The sequence below is a fragment of the Escherichia sp. MAL-1 genome, assembly GCF_052948035.1.
Genome location: NZ_CM129609.1, coordinates 1,303,254 through 1,322,398, shown reverse-complemented (window position 1 = coordinate 1,322,398; position 19,145 = coordinate 1,303,254). Strand labels below are relative to the sequence as shown.

At 53.0% G+C, this 19,145-nt stretch carries 15 protein-coding genes; 4 read left to right on the top strand and 11 right to left on the bottom strand.

What is annotated here, in order from left to right:
• Both hcaD and ACU8XX_RS06470 read left to right on the top strand, forming a co-directional pair.
• Positions 1-1,203, top strand: coding sequence for a phenylpropionate dioxygenase ferredoxin reductase subunit (gene hcaD / locus ACU8XX_RS06475; RefSeq protein WP_000660788.1), 1,203 nt, complete (start codon positions 1-3; stop codon positions 1,201-1,203).
• Between the two features lie 96 nt (positions 1,204-1,299).
• The gene (locus tag ACU8XX_RS06470) at positions 1,300-1,722 is read left to right on the top strand and encodes a DoxX family protein (protein ID WP_001094726.1); all 423 of its coding nucleotides are present in this window, start codon (positions 1,300-1,302) and stop codon (positions 1,720-1,722) included.
• A 47-nt stretch (positions 1,723-1,769) separates the two neighbouring features.
• On the opposite strand, the gene ACU8XX_RS06465 is transcribed toward ACU8XX_RS06470, so the two are convergent.
• The 6 genes from ACU8XX_RS06465 to ACU8XX_RS06440 form a co-directional block, all read right to left on the bottom strand.
• Positions 1,770-2,642, bottom strand: coding sequence for an aldose 1-epimerase (locus tag ACU8XX_RS06465; protein ID WP_000158547.1), 873 nt, complete (start codon positions 2,640-2,642; stop codon positions 1,770-1,772).
• Between the two features lie 11 nt (positions 2,643-2,653).
• Positions 2,654-3,748 (bottom strand): zinc-dependent alcohol dehydrogenase family protein, encoded by a 1,095-nt coding sequence (locus ACU8XX_RS06460; RefSeq protein ID WP_000700809.1) that lies wholly within the window; start codon positions 3,746-3,748, stop codon positions 2,654-2,656.
• Positions 3,749-3,780: 32 nt separating this feature from the next.
• Positions 3,781-4,779, bottom strand: coding sequence for an ABC transporter permease (locus ACU8XX_RS06455; RefSeq protein ID WP_001276663.1), 999 nt, complete (start codon positions 4,777-4,779; stop codon positions 3,781-3,783).
• A 24-nt stretch (positions 4,780-4,803) separates the two neighbouring features.
• Positions 4,804-6,315 carry a sugar ABC transporter ATP-binding protein gene (locus ACU8XX_RS06450; RefSeq protein WP_000493471.1) on the bottom strand — a complete coding sequence of 504 codons (1,512 nt, stop codon included), beginning with the start codon at positions 6,313-6,315 and terminating at the stop codon, positions 4,804-4,806.
• Positions 6,316-6,337: 22 nt separating this feature from the next.
• On the bottom strand, positions 6,338-7,321 hold the full coding sequence (locus tag ACU8XX_RS06445; protein WP_001124889.1) for a substrate-binding domain-containing protein: 984 nt from the start codon (positions 7,319-7,321) through the stop codon (positions 6,338-6,340).
• Positions 7,322-7,417: 96 nt separating this feature from the next.
• Complete coding sequence (locus ACU8XX_RS06440) at positions 7,418-10,699, bottom strand: DUF5107 domain-containing protein (RefSeq protein ID WP_001329228.1); 3,282 nt, start codon at positions 10,697-10,699, stop codon at positions 7,418-7,420.
• Between the two features lie 117 nt (positions 10,700-10,816).
• Here ACU8XX_RS06440 and ACU8XX_RS06435 point away from each other — a divergent pair, with 117 nt between their 5' ends.
• On the top strand, positions 10,817-12,010 hold the full coding sequence (locus ACU8XX_RS06435; protein WP_240765399.1) for an ROK family protein: 1,194 nt from the start codon (positions 10,817-10,819) through the stop codon (positions 12,008-12,010).
• Between the two features lie 197 nt (positions 12,011-12,207).
• Here ACU8XX_RS06435 and glyA read toward each other — a convergent pair whose 3' ends face one another.
• Complete coding sequence (gene glyA, locus ACU8XX_RS06430; protein ID WP_000919159.1) at positions 12,208-13,461, bottom strand: serine hydroxymethyltransferase; 1,254 nt, start codon at positions 13,459-13,461, stop codon at positions 12,208-12,210.
• 327 nt (positions 13,462-13,788) lie between these two features.
• On the opposite strand from glyA, the gene hmpA reads away from it, so the two are divergent.
• A complete protein-coding gene (hmpA, locus tag ACU8XX_RS06425) occupies positions 13,789-14,979 on the top strand; it encodes an NO-inducible flavohemoprotein (protein ID WP_000883122.1) in 1,191 nt (396 codons plus the stop codon).
• 44 nt (positions 14,980-15,023) lie between these two features.
• On the opposite strand, the gene glnB is transcribed toward hmpA, so the two are convergent.
• The 4 genes from glnB to qseE all read right to left on the bottom strand — a co-directional run bounded on the left by glnB (position 15,024) and on the right by qseE (position 19,052).
• Complete coding sequence (glnB, locus tag ACU8XX_RS06420; RefSeq protein ID WP_000717694.1) at positions 15,024-15,362, bottom strand: nitrogen regulatory protein P-II; 339 nt, start codon at positions 15,360-15,362, stop codon at positions 15,024-15,026.
• A gap of 60 nt (positions 15,363-15,422) precedes the next feature.
• On the bottom strand, positions 15,423-16,757 hold the full coding sequence (gene glrR / locus ACU8XX_RS06415; RefSeq protein WP_001295369.1) for a two-component system response regulator GlrR: 1,335 nt from the start codon (positions 16,755-16,757) through the stop codon (positions 15,423-15,425).
• Positions 16,747-17,460: a two-component system QseEF-associated lipoprotein QseG gene (qseG, locus tag ACU8XX_RS06410; protein ID WP_001215861.1), complete on the bottom strand. Its 714-nt coding sequence runs from the start codon at positions 17,458-17,460 to the stop codon at positions 16,747-16,749. Before qseG ends, glrR begins: the two co-directional genes overlap by 11 nt.
• A gap of 164 nt (positions 17,461-17,624) precedes the next feature.
• Positions 17,625-19,052, bottom strand: a complete 1,428-nt coding sequence (gene qseE / locus ACU8XX_RS06405) for a two component system sensor histidine kinase QseE/GlrK (RefSeq protein ID WP_001311037.1) — start codon at positions 19,050-19,052, stop codon at positions 17,625-17,627.
• Positions 19,053-19,145: the final 93 nt, after the last annotated feature.

The window sequence follows — 19,145 nt, the reverse complement described above, 5'->3', positions numbered from 1 at the left end:
ATGAAAGAAAAAACGATCATTATTGTCGGTGGCGGGCAAGCGGCGGCAATGGCTGCGGCCTCGCTACGCCAGCAAGGGTTCACCGGTGAGCTGCATCTGTTTTCCGATGAGCGACATCTTCCTTATGAACGACCTCCACTCTCGAAATCCATGTTGCTGGAAGATTCCCCGCAGTTACAGCAGGTGTTACCCGCTAACTGGTGGCAGGAAAACAATGTTCATCTGCATTCCGGTGTAACCATCAAAACGCTGGGTCGCGACACACGAGAGTTAGTGTTAACCAACGGCGAAAGCTGGCACTGGGATCAGCTTTTTATAGCAACCGGCGCGGCAGCTCGACCGCTGCCGTTGCTTGATGCACTGGGAGAACGCTGCTTTACCCTACGCCATGCCGGTGATGCCGCCAGACTGCGAGAAGTTCTGCAGCCCGAACGGTCAGTCGTGATTATCGGTGCCGGAACTATTGGTCTGGAACTGGCTGCCAGCGCCACGCAGCGCAGATGTAAGGTGACAGTGATTGAACTGGCGGCAACCGTCATGGGCCGTAATGCACCACCGCCCGTGCAACGCTATCTTTTACAGCGCCACCAGCAGGCTGGTGTGCGCATTCTGCTCAATAATGCCATTGAACATGTGGTCGATGGTGAAAAAGTAGAACTGACGCTGCAAAGTGGGGAAACGCTTCAGGCTGATGTGGTGATTTACGGTATTGGTATCAGCGCCAACGAGCAACTGGCTCGCGAGGCCAACCTTGATACTGCCAATGGCATTGTCATTGATGAGGCTTGCCGCACCTGCGATCCCGCGATCTTTGCCGGTGGCGATGTGGCAATCACTCGTCTTGATAATGGTGCACTACACCGCTGCGAAAGCTGGGAAAACGCCAATAACCAGGCGCAAATTGCCGCTGCCGCAATGTTAGGGCTACCGCTACCGCTACTGCCGCCGCCGTGGTTCTGGAGCGATCAGTACAGTGATAACTTACAGTTTATTGGCGATATGCGTGGCGATGACTGGCTTTGTCGTGGCAACCCGGAAACTCAGAAGGCGATTTGGTTTAATCTGCAAAACGGCGTGCTTATCGGTGCGGTCACGCTGAATCAGGGGCGTGAGATTCGCCCAATTCGCAAATGGATCCAGAGCGGCAAAACGTTTGATGCGAAACTGCTGATAGATGAGAACATCGCGCTTAAATCACTGTAACCAGGATAATTAGCGAATATCTCAATGCCTGGGGCGTGGCGAGGTGCAAGAGTGTGTATTACGTTTAAATCACATTATCTTGCAAAGGGATTGGTTATGAACACACTACGTTATTTTGATTTTGGAGCTGCCCGCCCCGTTTTGTTATTAATTGCCCGTATCGCCGTGGTCTTAATTTTCATTATTTTTGGTTTTCCCAAAATGATGGGCTTTGACGGTACGGTCCAATATATGGCCTCGTTGGGCGCGCCAATGCCGATGCTGGCAGCGATTATTGCGGTAGTTATGGAAGTGCCCGCCGCGATATTAATCGTGCTTGGCTTTTTCACCCGTCCGCTGGCGGTGCTGTTTATTTTCTACACGCTGGGTACGGCGGTGATTGGTCACCATTACTGGGATATGACCGGCGATGCGGTTGGGCCAAATATGATTAATTTCTGGAAGAATGTCAGTATCGCTGGCGCGTTCTTGCTATTGGCAATTACCGGGCCGGGGGCAATTTCTCTCGATCGGCGTTAGGAAAGATGCCGGATGCGGCGTGAACGCCTTATCCGGCATTTAATAAATTACAGCCACTCTACCCGCAACGACATCTCTGAAGTTGTTGATTCCCCTGGTGCTAGCGCAATGAGATCACCCCCTTCCGGGCGATGATGATCATCCGGCGCATGGCTCATCGGTTCCAGACAGAAGAAATCAAACGCATATCCTTTATCAAACGCAGGGTCGGAAACAAAGATGAAATAACACGGTGCAGGTGGCGTCGTTTCCATGATGATGGCATAACCTTCCTGCGGCTGCTCGATGCGGGCCTGACCATTCCATCCGGCAAAACCATTGTTCACCCACTGGCGCGGCAACGGCGCGGGCTGGTTAAAATCCAGTTCCTGCGGTAGCTGCTCGCAAAACTCACCCGCCAGCCACTGCTCCCGCTCCAGCCAGTAACCGCTCGCCTGTGCCTGAATCCGCGTTTGCGGCGACAACGGAAAATAAGGATGCCAGCCGGTACCAAATGGCAGCGTCTCTGCCCCTTGATTGGTGACAGAGAGCGTCACCGTCAGCGTATCCGCCGTTAAATGAAACGCCTGACTTACCCGATAGTGATAGACACCGCTGCGATGTTCATACACCAGACACAAACTATCATCGCTGTGCGAGACACATTGCCACTCGCCCAGCCAGCCATCGCCGTGTAGATAGTGCGCATCCCACTCAACATTCGGTTGCAGTTGATACTCACGCCCCTGCCAGACAAAACGATTGCCGCTCACCCGGTTTGCAAATGGCACCAGCGGAAAACATGAGGCATCGGTTGCCACACCGCTTTTTTTACCAGGACGTAAGAGCGGCGTCGTATCGCGCCAGAAGCCTTCGATTACGCCGCCCTGGTCAGAAACGTCCAGCTTTAGCGACCCGTGGGATAAGGTATAGATGGTCATCCGCTAACTCCTTAATCCGGGAAGTTAATCACAACTTTCCCGCATTTGCCGCTCGCCATCAGCGCATAGGCATCACCTGCCTGTTCCAGCGAGAAGCGATGGGTAATGGCGTTACGCGGCCACAGCTTCCAGTCCGTCAGATCATGGGCGCATTTTTCCATATGGAACAGACTGGTCACCCAGGAGCCGATAATCCGCCGTTGATGGTGCATCAGATCGGCGCTGACCTCGAATTCCACTTTTCCGGTTTCACCAATGTAAACCACCCGTCCCCAGTCAGCGGTGGATTGCAGTGCCAGCAAGCGACCTGCGGCATTACCGGAACAATCGAGCGCAACATCCGCGCCACCGTGGGTGAGTTCGGCGATAATCTGCGGCAGACCTTCGGTGGTTGCTAAATAGCCGTGATCCATCACCCCTAACTGTTTTGCCATCGCCAGACGTTCCGGCAGCATATCAACGCCGATGATCCGTTTTGCACCGCGACCTTTCGCCAGCATCATCGCCATCATGCCGACCGGCCCCAGACCGACCACCAGCACGTTATCGCTGCCGGAAACTTCGCCGCGCAAAATCCCTTCATAGGCCGTGCCAACGCCGCAACTGATAAACGCACCATCTTCGTAGCTCAGCGCATCCGGCAGGAGGATCAGATCTTTTTCTTCCGCCAGCAGATATTCGGCATGACCGCCGTCACGCTGCCAGCCGTAAGCCGCTTTTCCTTTGCCAGTACAAGAGATAGGAAAGCCGCGGCGGCAGTTCGGGCAAAAACCACAGCCAGAAATGTGATACACCAGCACGCGGTCGCCCTCTTTAAAATGGCGGCAGCCTTGCCCCATCGCCACAATCTGCCCGCACGGTTCATGACCGTTGATAAATCCTTGGTATAACGGTTTGTCGGGTGCCGCTGCCGTAGCGCGGTGCTGGTGGTAGATATAGTGGACATCGCTTCCGCAAATTCCGGAAGATTTCATTTTGATCAGTACCTGGTTAATCCCTGGTGTCGGCACCGCAACTTCCCGTAGATCGACGGTCGAATTTCCTGGTAAATAAGCTGCCAGCATCGTTTTCATAAATCCCTCATTAACAATACGATTAATTTTCATCCCTGCCGCACCCGCGCCAGGGGCGTTAAGGTTTAGCGTTTCGCTTTACTGCTTCGCTGGGTCAGCAAGATATTCGCCAGCACCGCCACCACGATGATGACGCCGCGTACCACCTGCTGGAAAAAGGAGTTAATACCGAGCAGCACCAGACCGTTACCGATTAGCGTAATCACCAGCACACCAAGCAATGTACCGAACAGGGAACCGCGACCGCCGGAAAGTGCCGTACCGCCGACCACGACCGCGGCGATGACGTCAAACTCCAGACCGTTTGCGGCACCTGCGTTACCAGAACCGAGGCGCGCCGCCAACAAAATGCCGGTCACCGCCGCTAATAATCCCGAAAGGGTAAAGATAAGAATGCGCACCCGACGAACGTTGATGCCGCACAACTGCGCCGCCGTAGCATTACCGCCAACGGCAAAAACCGAGCGCCCGAAGGCGGTTTTGCGGCTGATGAACACAAACAGCGCAAACAACACAATCATGATCAGCGCGGATACCGGCACACCGAGAAATTGTCCGCCCAGCCAGTCCAGCACCTCGTTTTCGTCAATCGGCACTGGCAGTGCGTTCGTCATAAACAGCCCCATTCCGCGCAGGGCGCTCCACAGCCCCAGTGTGGCAACGAAACTTGGTACGTTAAACACGCCGCGCAGCACCCCGGCGAGCGTTCCCATCAGCGCGCCTAACAGCAACACCAGCAGACAAGCAATCGCCAACGGAACTTCAAATTGCAGCAAAAATGCCAGGCACACCGAGACAAAAGCCACCATCGGCCCAACGCTGACATCAATCTCACCGGAGATAATAATCAGCGTCATCGCCCAGGCGGCAATCCCAATGGTGGCGGCATCGCGCAGCACGTTCATCTGGTTATTCAATGAGATAAAGCCAGGCGCGTTCAGGGAGAAGACCAGATAAAGAATGGCAATCACCACCAGCAAACCGATCTCATTAATATGGCGACTGACAAATTGTTTGAGCGAGACGCTCTTGCCCTGCGGCAATGGTAATGACGAAGCAGACATCTTCAGGTTCCTCGGTAAAATTCATCAGTGCACAGACAGAATGGCGGACATCAGCTCATCCACATTGACCGGCGAGTGAAACTCCTGCGAGAACGTGCCGTGCTGTAATAACAGGATGCGGTCACACACCAGCGGCAACTCCTCCACTTCACTGGAGATAAACACCACGCTTTTTCCTTCGGCAGCCAGCTCACGGACAATACGGTAAATCTGCTGTTTGGCTTCGATATCGACGCCGCGCGTTGGCTCGTCGAGCAACAAAATCTGGCTGGCGGCATAGACCCAACGACCGATCACTACTTTTTGCTGATTGCCGCCAGAAAGCGTGCCGATGGGCGTTTCGCTACTGGCGGCCTTGACCGTCATCCGCTGCATCACTTCTTCGGTCAGGCGGCGGATGGTGGACCATTGCAGCACTCCGTTGGCGCTGATTTTTTGCCGATTGGTCAGCACTGTATTTTCGTCAACGCCCAACCAGGGAATGATCCCCGCTTCTTTGCGGTTTTCTGGCGTATAGCCAATGCCGCGTTTCAGCATGTCGCCGTAATCGGGGCGCGTGATTTTCTCGCCGTTGATAACAATTTCGCCCTGTTCATACTCCTCCAGCCCAACAATCGCCTTCAGCAATTCACTGCGCCCTGCCCCCAGCAGACCAGCAATGCCGAGCACTTCGCCACGACGTAGCGTAAAACTGATATCCTCCAGCTTGGGCTTATGGCGTAACGCACGGACTTCCAGTACGGCCTGATCCACAATTTCCTGAGGGGCAACCGGCGCAATATCAACGTGATCGCGCCCGAGCATCAGCGACACAATATGATGCGTGGAGGTGTTTTCGAGCATCACATCGCCCGCCACCTGACCATCGCGCATAACGGTGGCACAGGAGGCAATGCGGCGAATTTCTTCCATCCGGTGGCTGACATAAATTACCGCCACGCCCAGTGCCGACATCTTTTTCACCGCGCTGATCACCAGTTCAACTTCCGCACTGGCAAGCGAACTGGTAGGTTCATCAAGAATGACCACGCGCGGCTCGCCCTTCATCACCCGCGCAATTTCCACCAGCTGCTTTTGCGCCGGGCTTAGTGTTGAAACAAGTTGTTCAGGACTAACGTCAACGCCCAACGCCTGTAAGCAACGTTGGGCATCCTGCGCCATTTGCAGGTAATCAATCATGCCGTTGCGGCGGGGCCACTGACCGAGGCAGAGGTTTTCCGCCACCGTCAGCCCTTCCACCAGACTTAACTCCTGATAAACCGCGCGTACCCCCAGTTCAGCGGCACGGCGAGTCAGCGTAGCTTCGTCGCCTTCCAGTCGCGTCTCGCCAATCCAGATATCACCGCTATCCGGACGTTCGCTACCGGTAAGCATTCGAATGAGGGTCGATTTGCCCGCGCCGTTTTTGCCTAACAGCGCACGAACTTCGCCTTTATTGAGCGTGAAGTTAACGTTATCCAACGCAACGACGCCGGGATAACGCTTATTTCCTGCCACCACTTTTGCTACCGGGACTGCCTCTGTTGCCGTGAACATAGGGACCTCTGCGAATCAGCGATTAGGGCAGACCATCAACGTGCGTTGCCAGCCACTGTTTACCGTCTTCCGTTTTGGTATAGAGATCGATAGGCACCTGAATCACTTTTTCACCGTCGGCTTGTTTATTGATAACCTTCAATGTTTGCGCGAAAACAGCATTGCCCATTTTCTTACCGGAAATATCCACTACCGCTTTCAGCACCTGATTGTTTTCCAGCTCCTGAGCAATTTCGGTTGTCATATCCGAACCGAAAACAGCAATTTTTCCGGCCTGATTTTGATTACGTACCGCTTTTACCGCGCCGAGTGTCGCACCGCCCGATTCCCCCATAATGGCGTTGAGATCCGGCGTGGAGATAATCAGTTTTTCACCAACGGAAATCGCTTTATCTAAAACAGTCCCTTCCTGATTAGCGACAATTTGCGCGCCGGGAACGCGGGCTTTTAATACTTCTTCAAACCCTTTACGTCGTTGCACACAAACTTCAAAGGCTTCGCAATTGATGACGGCAATTTTCGGCTGGTCAATTTTATTGGCAATAAAATAATCGGCGGCAGCGTTACCCAGTTTTTTACCAAATTCCAGTGGATCGCCGACCAGATACGCCGAGACATATTTATCGACACCCTTTTGATTAATACAGGTGTTGTAGCAAATCACCGGAATACCCGCTTCACTGGCGCGACGAACGGTACGGCTACTGCCATTTTCAGACACTGCCGATAAAATAATGGCATCGACATTACGCGCCACGAGGGTATCAACAAAGGTACTTTCTTTCGAAATATCACCCTGGGCGTTAGTTTCAATTAACTGTACCTGTACTGAAGAATCTTTTGCCGCATCCTGAACGCCCTGACGCACTCCAGCGTAATATCCCTGGGTATCAAGGTATATTGCACCAATGGTCATTTCTTTATCCGCAGCCCTGGCAAATAGTGCGCTACCTAATAGCGTAGCCATTAATAATAGATTACGGGTTGTTCTCATTTTTTTAGGCATAGTGCCTCCTGTAGGGTTTTTATTAACAACGGCTTATTCTAATTATTTTGTGATGAGCGGCAGCGCATGCCGCTCAAATATTACAGTTAATAGGGTTTAGTGAACGTAGTTAAAAATAAAAGGCATCACGGTGGTGAATAATGCCGCTTTCGGCCAGGCCGGATTAATCGCCGTCAATTCAGCGCGAGCAGATTCATATTGCGCAACCTCCCCGAGTCCCGCGGACGCCAGCATCGCCACCATCAGGCATTTTTCTTTATGCTGCTGTTGTAAATCGCCATACAGCGACAACAGGTCAGGTTGTGAAACAGCAAAGAAATCCGCCTCAATACTGGTTTTCGCCATCTCTTGCGCCCACTGTTTCATTTCACTAAACAGTTGCTGTGCGGTTTGCTGTTCACCCAGCAGTCGCAGCGCCATTCCTTGCCAGAAGAGATAATCAACCGGCTGATCGTTGTAATAACTGTGGATGTTAATGGTGCGATCGCCGGTCGCCGCCAGACGTAAACAACGCATCGCTTCAGTTTCATCGCCCTGCGCGTTGGCGCATATCGCCTGCCAGAACCAGATGTCGTTATCAGTTTGCCCCGGTAAACGGCCTTCGCTTAAATTCTCCGGATAATGCAGCGCGGCATGAAGCAGTTCGCTGGCCTGCTGCGGCTCTCTGGCATCAAGATGCTGCCAGGCGCGTAATAACTGGTTGAGGATAAACTGACTGGTGACCTTCCCTTCCCCGCCTTCCCACGGGTGGAATTTACGCGTGGCGAGAATGTCCGCCGCTTTGTCTGCCTGACCCGTGAGATGCCACAAATTGAGCAGTTCTGCGGTCATGTCGTCGCGTTTCAGCGCAATTTCCTGATTATTTTCCAGACGCGCCAGTCGTTTCTCCGGTGTGGCTCCACTTAACTTATCAAGCAAATCCCGTTCGAAAAGCAGACGTGCATCCTGCGGCGCAAGCTGATAAGCATTATCAAGATAACGCGCGGCCAGCTCATAATCGTGTTGCTTATTCCACGCATGGATCGCTAACCCGCGCCAGCCGTCGGCAAACTCCGGCGACATCTCTACGCAACGTTGCCATAAGGCAATGGCTTTGTTGTAGCTACGTTTGTTATAGTAGAAGCAGGCCAGTAAATGGCGAGCAAACCAGCACTCTTCAATACTCTCCAGCGCCGCCACTTCTTCCAGCGTATTCGGGAAACGGACAAACTGCGGGAAGACATCAATGGCTTTTGCGACCAGTTCGCCACGTTCGGCTTTCGGCAGCAAGCTGGCTTGCAGGTAAAGCGGCAGCGTGCGCTGGCAGTCCAGTGCGTTCAGCATCTCTGCCGCCAGGGTGGGCATTCCCCAGTTAATCAGTTGCCCGGCGGTCATCAGAGCGTTAACGTCGCGTCCCTGACACAGACCGCGCCACTGCGCGAGGGCTGATTCGCTACGACCATCGAACCAGTTCAGCCACCACAGAGTGGCGTTCAGCGGATAATCGCGCAGCAGTTTCTCGCGCTGCAAACGCGCGTTGTCCTGACGACCACTTAACACCAGCAGCAGGTTATGCAGGCAAAGCACTTCCTGATTGGTTGGGCAGGCGCGAAGACTTTGTTGGCAAAAATCCAGACCCGCATCGAAGTTACCATTACGCGCAGCCAGTCGTGCCAGGCCATAATAGCCACCGGCTTTGCTGTTGCCGCTCCAGACCGCCCGCCAGAAATCCTCTTCGGCTTGTTGATATTGTCCCTGACGTTCGTAAGCACTGGCGCGAATCAAACTCGCCTGTCCGCACTGCGGATTTTTGTTCAGCGCATGTGCGCGTTTCAGAGCCTGAGTGGCATACGCCACCGCTTGCGGGAAATCGGCACGGTTATATTCCAGCATCGCCAGCGCCAGGTTACAGCGGTAATCCAGCGGATCCAGCGCCACGCCGCGCAGGTAGTAATCGAACGGTGAACGGCTGGCGTGATGATATTGCTCCAGATGCTGACCGATAAACCAGGCTTCATCTGTACTGGTAATGTCTTGTGCTGCCAGTGGCGCTTTGGCGACGTCCGGCAACGGCAACTCTTGCGGCTGATGTTCCTGATAACTCAGTACAATATTGCCGTCGGCATCGGAGAGCTCAATGGTCAGCCTTTCAGGATTGATACCGTGCAACACGCCCTGGATGGCGGTCGCAGGCATCAGTGCCACGGCATCATCAAGTAACGCGTTGCATTTGCCGATTTCGCGGATCGCCAGGCGGTATCCGTTCAACGGAGAGATGGCATACAGCCCCCACTCAATCCCCCGCTCACTACGCTGGAGTTTTATCACCGCATCGCGGGAGGCATTTTGCACCATGCCCAAAGAATGATAAGGCAGGAAATACTGCTCAAAACGCTTCTCTTCGTAAGCATCAAGCCAGGTAAAATCAGGCTGGTTATCGGCAAAAATACCGGTCATCAGTTCGATATACGGGCCGTTATTGTCGGTCAGACTCTTATCCCACGCCTGGCCAAATTCACTGTGTCCCCAGCTCCACTGCTTTTTACCTGGCGCAATATGGTGGTTGGCAACGTGTAGCAAACCACCATCTTCATCGTGACACCACGCGCCAACAAAATCGTACTGTGATTTTTCAGCCATATATGAGGTTGGAACGGGCACATTTTTATAGCGAGAAATGTCCACTCCAGCGGAGTAGTCCACTTTGTAGTAAGTGCCGGTGGCGATGGGGAAAGCGGAGACGGCCCGTTTGCCGTGATCAAACACCGCAGTCACATCCGGCGGGAAAACGCTCTGATGCCCTTCCCCCCCTTTCACTGCCGGGTTGGCCCACCACAAGAAATGACGCGGCGTGGCGTTGCCGTTATAGACGCGGCTGGCGATTTCCAGCGCCGCCCGGTCAGGGCGCAGGGTGAAACCTGTCATCACCTGTAAACCATGCATCGGCTCCGTTTCGCCGACCCACACCGTCTGTGCGCCGTCTTCATGGGCTTCGAGGGTGAAATCAACGGGCATAAAGGTGGTCGGGCGATGGTGTTGCGGCCAGTTAAACTCAATCCCGCCAGAGATCCACGGTCCCAGCAGCCCCACCAGCGCAGGTTTAATGACTTCATTGTGATAGACAAAATCGCGCTGTTTCACTTTATCCCATGCGCGATGCACCCGACCGCCCAGTTCCGGCAGGATCATCACTTTGATGTAGTCGTTTTCCAGCCACACCGCCTGCCAGGATTTCAGGGTTTTCTGTTCACTCAGCGTATCGGTCACGCCGTAGGGATAAACCGCGCCGGACGATCCCTGATAAACGCGATTTTCCAGGAACATGGGATGTATATCCTGCGGCCCGGTTTCATAGGTCGGGATCTCAACGCGCTCTTGCCACACTTTTACTGGAGTCATGGTGCCCTCAATATTAACAAGACATACTGAATTAAAAGATTTGTGGCAGTGTATTGAACAATCTGGCAATGTTTTCGCGGAATAATCACGCAATTAACTAAATAAGGTTTAGTGAAGATGAGAGCCTGCATTAACAACCAACAGATTCGCCACCATAACAAATGCGTGATTCTGGAACTGCTGTACCGGCAAAAGCGCGCCAATAAATCAACGCTGGCCCGGCTGGCGCAAATTTCGATTCCGGCAGTCAGTAATATTTTGCAGGAACTGGAAAGCGAAAAACGGGTGGTGAATATCGACGATGAAAGCCAGACGCGCGGGCATAGTAGCGGTACATGGCTGATTGCGCCGGAAGGTGACTGGACGCTGTGTCTGAACGTGACGCCCACCAGTATTGAGTGTCAGGTTGCTAATGCTTGTTTAAGTCCGAAAGGTGAATTTGAGTATTTACAGATTGATGCACCGACGCCGCAGGCGCTGCTGTCCGAAATCGAAAAATGCTGGCATCGCCACCGTAAATTGTGGCCGGACCGCACCATCAATCTGGCGCTGGCAATCCACGGTCAGGTTGATCCGGTGACCGGCGTATCGCAAACCATGCCGCAAGCGCCGTGGACAACGCCGGTTGAGGTGAAGTATCTGCTGGAAGAGAAGCTGGGCATTCGGGTGATGGTCGATAATGACTGCGTGATGCTGGCGCTGGCGGAGAAATGGCAAAATAATTCGCAGGAACGGGATTTCTGCGTGATCAACGTTGATTACGGCATTGGCTCGTCGTTCGTGATTAACGAGCAAATTTATCGCGGCAGTTTGTATGGTAGCGGACAGATTGGTCACACCATCGTTAATCCGGATGGCGTCGTCTGCGACTGTGGACGTTACGGCTGCCTGGAAACCGTCGCCTCGTTAAGTGCATTAAAAAAACAGGCGCGGGTATGGCTAAAATCACAACCGGTTAATACTCAGCTTGATCCTGAAAAACTGACAACCGCGCAGTTAATCGCTGCCTGGCAGAATGGAGAACCGTGGATCACCAGCTGGGTTGATCGCTCTGCCAATGCCATTGGTTTGAGTCTGTATAACTTCCTCAACATCCTCAATATTAATCAGATTTGGTTGTACGGTCGCAGTTGTGCCTTTGGTGAGAACTGGCTTAATACTATTATTCGCCAGACAGGATTTAACCCGTTCGACCGCGACGAAGGACCGAGCGTGAAAGCGACGCAAATTGGCTTTGGGCAATTAAGCCGCGCACAACAGGTGCTGGGAATTGGCTATTTGTATGTTGAGGCGCAGTTACGACAGATTTGATGGCGCGATAACGTAGAAAGGCTTCCCGAAGGAAGCCTTGATGATCATAAACGAAAAATTGCCTGATGCGCTACGCTTATCAGGCCTACACGGAGATTGCAATATATTGAATTTGCAAGATTTTGTAGGCCTGAGAAGGTGTTCATGCCGCATCCAACATGAACAACGAGCACATTGTCAGCAAATCACCGTTTCGCTTATGCGTAAACCGGGTAACGTGCGCAGATGTCGAGAACTTTACCTTTGATGCGCTCGATAACGGCTTCATCATTGATGCTGTCCAGCACGTCACACATCCAGCCAGCCAGTTCTTTCGCTTCGGCTTCTTTGAAGCCGCGACGCGTAATTGCCGGAGTACCCACGCGAATACCGGAGGTCACAAACGGGCTCTTCGGATCGTTCGGTACGCTGTTTTTGTTGACGGTGATGTTAGCACGGCCCAGAGCGGCGTCTGCTTCTTTACCGGTCAGGTTTTTATCAACCAGATCAACCAGGAACAGGTGGTTATCAGTGCCGCCGGAAACCACTTTGTAGCCGCGCTCGAGGAACACTTCTACCATCGCTTTAGCGTTTTTCGCGACCTGCTGCTGGTAAGTTTTGAACTCAGGCTCCATCGCTTCTTTCAGAGCAACCGCTTTACCGGCGATTACGTGCATCAACGGACCGCCCTGACCACCAGGGAAAACGGCAGAGTTCAGTTTTTTGTACAGCTCTTCGCTACCACCTTTCGCCAGGATCAGGCCGCCGCGCGGACCCGCCAGGGTTTTGTGAGTGGTGGTAGTAACAACGTGAGCATGAGGAACCGGGTTCGGGTAGACGCCAGCAGCAACCAGGCCCGCAACGTGCGCCATATCAACGAACAGGTAAGCACCGATGCTGTCAGCGATTTCACGCATTTTCGCCCAGTCAACCACGCCGGAATATGCAGAGAAGCCACCGATAATCATTTTCGGCTTGTGTTCTTTGGCTTGTTTTTCCAGATCGGCGTAGTCGATATGACCGGTAGCATCGATACCGTAAGGAACGATGTTGTACAGTTTACCGGAGAAGTTAACCGGAGAACCGTGAGTCAGGTGACCGCCATGCGCCAGGTTCATACCCAGAACGGTATCACCTGGTTCCAGCAGCGCGGTGTAGACCGCAAAGTTAGCCTGGGAGCCGGAGTGCGGCTGGACGTTAGCGTAGTCAGCGCCGAACAGTTCTTTCGCACGATCGATCGCCAGTTGTTCAACGATATCAACATACTCGCAACCGCCGTAGTAGCGTTTGCCCGGATAACCTTCAGCATATTTGTTGGTCAGCTGAGAACCCTGCGCCTGCATTACGCGCGGGCTGGTGTAGTTTTCGGAGGCGATCAGTTCGATGTGCTCTTCCTGACGTACTTTTTCCTGCTCCATAGCCTGCCACAGTTCGGCATCATAATCGGCAATGTTCATTTCACGCTTTAACATCCGCATCTCCTGACTCAGCTAACAATAAAATTTTTGGCCTTTATAGGCGGTCCTGTTGGACAACGGCGAACAGTATAACCGAATCATTGTGCGATAACAGGTCTTGACAAAGGAATTTACGCAAACGATTACCTTCAGGCTACGCAAGGCTTTGGAGAATAAAGAGCTTGCAACCGGAAACGGATTTCTTTTCAGGTTTGTGATGCAAATTTTTCACTTCATCACATTCTTTCTGAAAAACACCAAAGAACCATTTACATTGCAGGGCTATTTTTTATAAGATGCATTTGAGATACATCAATTAAGATGCAAAAAAAGGAAGACCATATGCTTGACGCTCAAACCATCGCTACAGTAAAAGCCACCATCCCTTTACTGGTGGAAACGGGGCCAAAGTTAACCGCCCATTTCTACGACCGTATGTTTACTCATAACCCAGAACTCAAAGAAATTTTTAACATGAGTAACCAGCGTAATGGCGATCAACGTGAAGCCCTGTTTAACGCTATTGCCGCCTACGCCAGTAATATTGAAAACCTGCCTGCGCTGCTGCCAGCGGTAGAAAAAATCGCGCAGAAGCACACCAGTTTCCAGATCAAACCGGAACAGTACAACATCGTCGGCGAACACCTGTTGGCAACGCTGGACGAAATGTTCAGCCCGGGGCAGGAAGTGCTGGACGCGTGGGGTAAAGCCTATGGTGTACTGGCTAATGTATTTATCAATCGCGAGGCGGAAATCTATAACGAAAACGCCAGCAAAGCCGGTGGTTGGGAAGGTACTCGCGATTTCCGCATTGTGGCTAAAACACCGCGCAGCGCGCTTATCACCAGCTTCGAACTGGAGCCGGTCGACGGTGGCGCAGTGGCAGAATACCGTCCGGGGCAATATCTCGGCGTCTGGCTGAAGCCGGAAGGTTTCCCGCATCAGGAAATTCGTCAGTACTCTTTGACTCGCAAACCGGATGGCAAAGGCTATCGTATTGCGGTGAAACGCGAAGAGGGTGGGCAGGTATCCAACTGGTTGCACAATCACGCCAATGTTGGCGATGTCGTGAAACTGGTCGCTCCGGCAGGTGATTTCTTTATGGCTGTCGCAGATGACACACCAGTGACGTTAATCTCTGCCGGTGTTGGTCAAACGCCAATGCTGGCAATGCTCGACACGCTGGCAAAAGCAGGCCACACAGCACAAGTGAACTGGTTCCATGCGGCAGAAAATGGCGATGTTCACGCCTTTGCCGATGAAGTTAAGGAACTGGGGCAGTCACTGCCGCGCTTTACCGCGCACACCTGGTATCGTCAGCCGAGCGAAGCCGATCGCGCTAAAGGTCAGTTTGATAGCGAAGGTCTGATGGATTTGAGCAAACTGGAAGGTGCGTTCAGCGATCCGACAATGCAGTTCTATCTCTGCGGCCCGGTTGGCTTCATGCAGTTTACCGCGAAACAGTTAGTGGATCTGGGCGTGAAGCAGGAAAACATTCATTACGAATGCTTTGGCCCGCATAAGGTGCTGTAATTTGATGTTGCCGGATGGAAACATCCGGCAACCCTTGACGCGGTTTAAATTGCCGCGTCGTCCTCTTCACCGGTACGGATGCGAATGACCCGTGCCACGTCAAAGACGAAGATTTTACCGTCACCGATTTTGCCGGTTTGCGCCGTGCGAATAATGGTATCGACACAGGTATCGACAATGTCGTCCGGTACGACAATCTCAATTTTCACTTTCGGCAGAAAATCCACCATATACTCCGCGCCGCGGTACAGCTCGGTATGGCCTTTCTGGCGACCAAAGCCTTTCACTTCGGTCACCGTCATGCCGGTAATACCGACTTCGGCCAGTGCTTCGCGGACATCGTCCAGCTTGAAGGGTTTTATAATCGCATCAATCTTTTTCATGCTATTCCTTGAAAAGGTCGCCTGTCTTTTGATCTGCTAAACGTAACACATAACGCCAATTCATTCCTTGAAATCGTTTGCATCCAGCTCGTGTCGGGAAAGCAGTTTATAAAATTCTGTCCGGTTGCGCCCCGCCATTCTCGCCGCGTGGGTGACGTTGCCTTTGGTGATTTGCAGCAGCTTACGCAAATAGTTGAGTTCAAACTGATTACGTGCCTCAACAAAGGTTGGCAGCGCCGTATTTTCACCCTCCAGCGCCTGCTCCACCAGCGCATCACTAATCACCGGAGATGAGGTCAGCGCCACGCACTGTTCAATCACGTTGACCAACTGGCGCACATTACCCGGCCAGCTCGCGGTCATCAGGCGTTTCATCGCATCGGTAGAGAACGCGCGGACAAACGGTTTATGTCGCTCTGCCGCCTGGCGCAACAGGTGATTTGCCAGTAGCGGAATGTCTTCTGTGCGCTCCGCCAGTGCCGGAATTTTCAGGCTGACAACGTTGAGGCGGTAATAGAGATCTTCGCGGAATTCCCCGCGCGCCATCGCTTTTGGCAGATCACGGTGAGTGGCAGAAATAATCCGCACATTGATATCAATATCGCGGTTACTGCCCAGCGGGCGCACTTTACGCTCCTGCAACACGCGCAGCAGTTTGACCTGTAACGGCGCAGGCATATCGCCAATTTCATCGAGAAATAGCGTTCCGCCTTCCGCCGCCTGGAATAAACCTTCGCGATTGCTGACAGCGCCAGTAAACGCGCCACGCGCATGACCAAACAGCTCCGACTCCAGCAATTGCTCGGGCAATGCGCCACAGTTAATAGCAATAAATGGTTTGCTGTTGCGCGGGCTGGCGTTGTGGATAGCCTGGGCGAAAATCTCTTTCCCAGTGCCGCTCTGACCGTTAATCAAAACGCTGACGTCTGATTGCGCCACCAGCCGCGCCTGTTCCAGCAAACGCAGCATCAGCGGGCTGCGGGTGACAATTGCCTCGCGCCAGCGTTCATCGGTGGCTGGCGCGGATTGCTCCAGCGCATCGTCAATTGCCTGATATAGCGCGTCTTTGTCGACAGGCTTGGTGAGGAAACTAAAAACGCCCTGCTGTGTTGCAGCAACGGCATCGGGAATAGAACCATGCGCGGTAAGAATAATTACCGGCATTCCCGGCTGCACTTTCTGGATTTCAGCAAACAGCTGCATACCGTCCATTTCATCCATCCGCAGGTCGCTGATGACTAAATCTACTTTTTCGCGATTCAGTACCCGTAATCCTTCAGCGCCACTTTCCGCCGTGACCACACTGTAGCCTTCGCTGGTCAGGCGCAGGCCAAGCAGTTTCAGCAATCCCGGATCGTCATCGACCAATAATAAATGCGCAGGTTTATGGCTCATCAGGAGTGACCTCATGGGTGGATGGCGCGGGCTTTTCACTCTCGTGCGGCGTATCCGGCGAGAAATTTCCAGCCGGTTTGCGGGTCGAGAGCTGGCGTTCAATATCGGTCAGGTTTTCCAGCTTGCGGGTGGTGAGTTCCAGTTGCTGCTGTAGAACGTGATGTTGCTGGCGCAATGTATCCAGCTCGCTGTCGCTGGACTGCTGGAGTTTACTGTAACGTTGGCGCTCTTCCGCCAGTTGCAGTTGCAGCGCCTGACCGTCGCGCCAGAGTTGATACAGTGGGCGAACCTGTGCCGGGATCTCGGTACTTAACGCTTCAATACGCGCGACCAGCTGGCGGCGCTCATACGGCGTAATTTTGGCGTCGGCGAGCAAAATCCCTTGTTTAAAGGTATTTTGCCAGCTGCCGTCGTCATATTGGCGAGCTTGCTGACGCGACTGCGCAGGCATTAAACGATCAGCACAATCCATCGCCCGCAGCCAGTAAAGCGGATTGGTTTCGGTTGATTTACCTTGCAGCGCCCAGATGTCGCTACATTCAGTAGAAAGATAGTCAGCCAGTTGATAAACCGGAATTTTTTCTTCTGCTGGCGTATCAATGGCTGGCTTATTGTGATTCTGCACGCAACCCAGCAATGCCAGACATGGCAGCCCTGCCAGCCACAGCCGTCGGGGCAATAATCGTTGAAAAATGTGTCGCATATTCACCAGACTTAAAGCCTATCCCAGTGGGCGTAATTGTTGCAGACAGTCTGGACATGGACAGCGCGGAGAAACCGGAGCGTACATATCGTACGTGAAGATTTCGAGCACTGCCCGGGGCCGAACTGACAAATAAAATAGCCTGATAGGATAGGCTGTTAGCATTATTTCGTGTTTTTCGACGACGGTAATTCAATGCGGAAACAAACGTCTTGCCCGCTCTCGTCGACCAGATACAGTTCCCCTTGCATACGGCGAATACAATCCCTGGCAATGCTTAATCCCAGACCGCTGCCCTTCACCGCCCCTTTTCGCTGGTGGCTTCCCTGAAAAAAGGGTTCGAAGATCATGGCGCGTTCCTCTTGCGGAATGGGCGTGCCTGTATTGATGACATCAATATAAACCCGCGCACCATGTAAACTGCTGCGAAGGCAAATGTTACCGGATTCAGCCCCGTAGTGCACCGCATTGGAGTAAAGATTATCCAGTACGCTCATCAGCAGCATTGGCTCCGCCAGGCAAGCTGTTGCTTTGAGATCGACGTCGGTATGCATCATTTTAGCCCGTGCGGGCAGGCTATGAGCAGAAACCACTGTCTCCACCAGCGGTGCTAACTCAACATTCTCCAGTTCCACCGCACTGTCCGCCTGTTTACGGTTGTAATCAAGCAGTTGTTCGATCAGTTTTTGCAAATTGCGGCTGCTGCTATCAAGAATGCTCACCACCTCTTTTTGCTCTGGCGTAAGCGGCCCGACAACCTGGTCAGCCAGTAATTCAGTGCCCTCGCGCATACTCGCCAGTGGCGTTTTTAATTCATGAGATAAATGTCTTAAAAATTGATGGCGTTGGGATTCCAGCCATGACAGGCGCTCACTTAACCAAAGAATACGTTGCCCAACCGAGCGTAACTCGCTCGGTCCACTGAACGAGACGCTATTGCCCAGAGAACGCCCTTCCCCCAGACGGTTGATCATGCGCTCGATATTTTTCACCGGCCCGATAATCATCCGCGTGAAAAGCAGTACCATTACCAGACTCACCAGAAATAGCACCAGCGATTGCCAACCAAAATATTGCCCACGTTCGGCGATTTCACGCTGAAGCTGCTGCCCACGAGAGAACACCACTGTGCGCGTGGCCTGTACCATTTCGGTATTGGCACTGGCAAAGGCTTCAAGACGTGCGGCGGCGGCAGCATCGGGACCGCTGTTGTTACACTGAAGTTGAGCCAGATTGTGCAAATCCTGACGTAATGCCTGGTAGAGTTTATCGTCCGGCAGCACGCCTGCGTGGGCATCGAGCATTTCGCTGTAACGCTTGCGCTGGCTTTGATAAACCTTCGCCAGGGTTGGGTCGTCCAGCACGCAATACTGACGGTAACTACGCTCCATCTCCAGCGCCGCGTTGGTCATCGCTTCACTGCGCCGGGCATCAATAAGCGTAGTGCGGTTAACCAGCGCCGCCTGATCGCTAAGCGCATTCAGGCTTTGCCAGGCTTGCCATGCCAGCACCAACAGGGGCAGCAGAATCAGCAAAAATGCCAGCATTACCAGTTGTCGTAATGAGCGGGGAAAAACGGGCCAGCGTTTCAAGGTGTTACTCTCGTCAGACGCGAATAGCCTGATGCTAACCGAGGGGAAGTTCAGATACAACAAAGCCGGGAATTACCCGGCTTTGTTATGGAA